Genomic DNA, 2,851 nt, shown 5'->3' with positions numbered 1-2,851 from the left:
TCAATGCCCAGTCCCGGCACTCGGCCAAGGCCCGCGGGTCCGCGGCATCGACCAGCAGCACGCCCAAGTGACAGGAATCCAGGCGCTGTGACAGCCAATCGGTGGCGCCATGGGCACTCGCCGCCCCGGTCCGATAGAGCCCCACGTCCAGCGGCAGCAGGGGGTTCGTCCGCGCCTGATCGACCAGCGGCTGCGCCGCCTCGCCCAGCCCAATGACCAGGGGATAAGCCTTCTCTGGGAACGCGCCCATCACTTGGGGCAACGCCGCCAAGGCCTCTGCCGCCAAGGCCTCCGGCAACCGATCGAAGACCGGGACCAGGGTGCGGAATTCCTGTTTTGCCAATAGGTTGCCCCCGGCGGTGATCCAAGGCGCACAGAGCCCTGCGGCGCCCAGCCCAGCGACAAAGGTTCGACGTTTCATGTTGGATGCTCCGATTGCTCTGTTTCAGGTCCAGCCAGGAACACGGTTGCGCGGCCCTTCGCGCGTTTTCCGCCCCGCCTGGCTGGTCAGCGGACCCGCCATCGCGTAATGATAGCGGGCCAATGCGTCAAGGTCTGTCCGACACATGGCCGACGCATTGCGCGGGCTGAGGGGTACTGCTACCCTGAGCCTCAGTCGCTCATCAGGCCGTCGCATCCGTGTCGATCCGGGAGGCCAAGTCGATGTCCCCAGTCGATCGGGTGATTACCGTGAAAGTCGCGCCGGGAGTGCGCTCCTGCTCGCCCTCCCCCCCGGCGGACGGCCGGGGAGAGGGAACGCCCATGACGCCGCTACTGGTATGACAAATTGCTGCGCAAGAGTCGCGCCAGCATTCACCTTCAGTGTCAGGTGGCACCGCTCCTGGACATCATAGCGGAGATTCTCAAATGACTGTACGCATTCAACCGATCGCTGACATCAACCAACGGGCTAATCAGGCTCTTATCGGAGAACTTGGGGTCGTCGATACCATCCGCTTCCTGAATCAATTCCGCGCCGGTAACCGCGACTACACCGTTGAGCGAGACTCCCTGTTCCGGGATATGACTGCCGAAGAGATTATTGCAGAGATAAAGTCCAGGCGTACTGGGGGCGCCTGAAGCGCAAAGGCGGCCGTTCTGCATGGGCATGGACGTGGCGACGGATCAGCCGGGGGCCGATCCACCCGTCTTGCTGCAGGGCCTCCTGCCCGGCATCGAGACCGCGCAGTGCCTCCAGTACCGCGCGGCTTGTCCGTTGTGGGCACGGGCTGGACGCCACCCCATCGGCCACCGCGCAGTATCCGCCTGCTGTCTCACCAGCGACCTGATGGATGGGTAGGTCCGCAAGCTGATAAAGGTCCCCCGCGACCAGCAGGGCGTCCTGCTGGTCGCGGACAATGCGACCCGCGTGTTGCGTAAAGGCAAGTTTGATGTCAGTGCTCCCCCGCTATTGCCTCGTTCCGGCCAGCCGCGCCCCATCATTCGTCAGGAACTATGAACCGATGAATCGCTGAGCCATCTAGCCAGTGCTGGCTCGGAGAGATCACCGGCGGCCAGTCTTTCAATCACCACGACCGTCTCCGGCTCGGGCGCATCGAGACTGAATCCGTTCATTTCCAGAAAGATCGCCGCAACCGCAAGGGCCGCGCGCTTATTGCCATCGACGAACGGATGATTCTTTGCCAAGCCAAAGCCGTAGGCGGCAGCGAGATCAAAAACAGTCGCCTGCGGATCGTAACAGAAACGCTGCCGGGGTCTGGCCAGCGCAGAATCAAGCAGACCCTTGTCGCGAATACCAGGACTTCCACCATGCTGCGCAACCAACAGCCGATGAACCGCAACGACCACTGCATCCAAGACCCACCGCGGCTCGGTCATTTCGCAAGCTCATGAAAGGCATTGCGGTATTTTTTCAGCACCTTGTCGGCGGCCTCCATCTGCGATTCAAAATCCTGCTGGGATGGGGCGAGGGTAAACCCCTCGGCATCCTCAATCAGATACAAGGTATCGCCATTCCCAACCTTCAATTTATCAAGCGCCTCTGTCGGCAGCACAATACCCATCGCGTTTCCGATCGCCGTCACTTTGACTTTCAGCATAGTTGGTTGTTCACATAAATTGATACGACGAGCGGGATGGGCAGGCCGCGCCCGTGAACCCGAGAGACGGTAGACCGCGCTAGTCCCATCGCCAGTTGGCGATCGACGCGGGACCGGCTTCTCGCGAGTTCGTGTTTGATCATCGACTCCTCGGCATCAGGGCGCTGGATATTCCAAGCTTCAGCGATCCTTCCTGGAGGTCGCACGGTAGATCATTGGGTATAGACCCGAACCAACAGGCCAGATCGCGTCCCACTCTCCTACCAGAGTCAGGCTCAGGACCCGCCGCCGGGTGGCCCAGTCGGGGTGAACCATGACGGCGATCTCCCGATCGGTGTATCTTGGCTATCCAGATATTTGGCCCAGCATCCCCGCAAGCTCTTCTCTAGTTAGCTCGCTATTTTTAGGTATCACTTCAAATATCCTCACTGCGAGGCCGCTCCTCCAATAAAGCTCTTTTCCCGTAGGACGAAGGGCAAATGCTTTATGCGGAAAAGGAAAGATTTTCGCTGCATCAGCATAGACCGATTCGGGAGAATCGGTACTTTTATCGGCGATCAGGTATCTGACTCCGAGGCTTCCAAGAAGAGGGTAGAATACAGAGGAAGATTTCATATTTCCGCCGCATGAGTTCCCATCCACAACTTTGATATAGCGACCTAATGTGTTATCCAGACTAAATAATTATGTAGCATACAATGTCTCCGGCAACTGGAAGAACGATTTTACACGATCAACATTGTATTGCAGTGCCTGTAAGGCAGTCTGCAACTTAATTTTCAGGTCAATTT

The 2,851-nt window shown here is 58.8% G+C and carries 6 protein-coding genes; 2 read left to right on the top strand and 4 right to left on the bottom strand.

Going from position 1 to position 2,851, the window contains the following annotated elements:
* Positions 1–421, bottom strand: a 421-nt coding sequence (locus QZY48_RS23100; RefSeq protein ID WP_295435515.1) for a hypothetical protein, incomplete at its 3' end; no start/stop codon positions are given.
* 446 nt (positions 422–867) lie between these two features.
* Here QZY48_RS23100 and QZY48_RS23095 point away from each other — a divergent pair.
* Together QZY48_RS23095 and QZY48_RS23090 are read left to right on the top strand one after the other, a co-directional pair.
* A complete protein-coding gene (locus QZY48_RS23095) occupies positions 868–1,080 on the top strand; it encodes a hypothetical protein (protein ID WP_295435513.1) in 213 nt (70 codons plus the stop codon).
* Positions 1,081–1,102: 22 nt separating this feature from the next.
* The gene (locus QZY48_RS23090; RefSeq protein WP_295435511.1) at positions 1,103–1,300 is read left to right on the top strand and encodes a hypothetical protein; all 198 of its coding nucleotides are present in this window, start codon (positions 1,103–1,105) and stop codon (positions 1,298–1,300) included.
* A 146-nt stretch (positions 1,301–1,446) separates the two neighbouring features.
* Here the strand turns inward: QZY48_RS23090 and QZY48_RS23085 are convergent, their stop codons facing one another.
* From QZY48_RS23085 to QZY48_RS23075, 3 genes are all read right to left on the bottom strand, one after another.
* Positions 1,447–1,839, bottom strand: a complete 393-nt coding sequence (locus QZY48_RS23085; protein WP_295435510.1) for a type II toxin-antitoxin system death-on-curing family toxin — start codon at positions 1,837–1,839, stop codon at positions 1,447–1,449.
* Entirely contained in the window at positions 1,836–2,060 is a 225-nt protein-coding gene (locus tag QZY48_RS23080) for an AbrB/MazE/SpoVT family DNA-binding domain-containing protein (protein ID WP_295435508.1), read from the bottom strand. Before QZY48_RS23080 ends, QZY48_RS23085 begins: the two co-directional genes overlap by 4 nt.
* 345 nt (positions 2,061–2,405) lie before the next feature.
* Positions 2,406–2,675: a hypothetical protein gene (locus QZY48_RS23075; protein WP_295435506.1), complete on the bottom strand. Its 270-nt coding sequence runs from the start codon at positions 2,673–2,675 to the stop codon at positions 2,406–2,408.
* Positions 2,676–2,851: the final 176 nt, after the last annotated feature.

Source organism: uncultured Thiodictyon sp. (assembly GCF_903828115.1).
Classification (GTDB): domain Bacteria; phylum Pseudomonadota; class Gammaproteobacteria; order Chromatiales; family Chromatiaceae; genus Thiodictyon.
The sequence above is the reverse complement of the archived record's forward strand: the minus strand, read 5'-3'. Positions and strand labels throughout refer to the sequence as shown.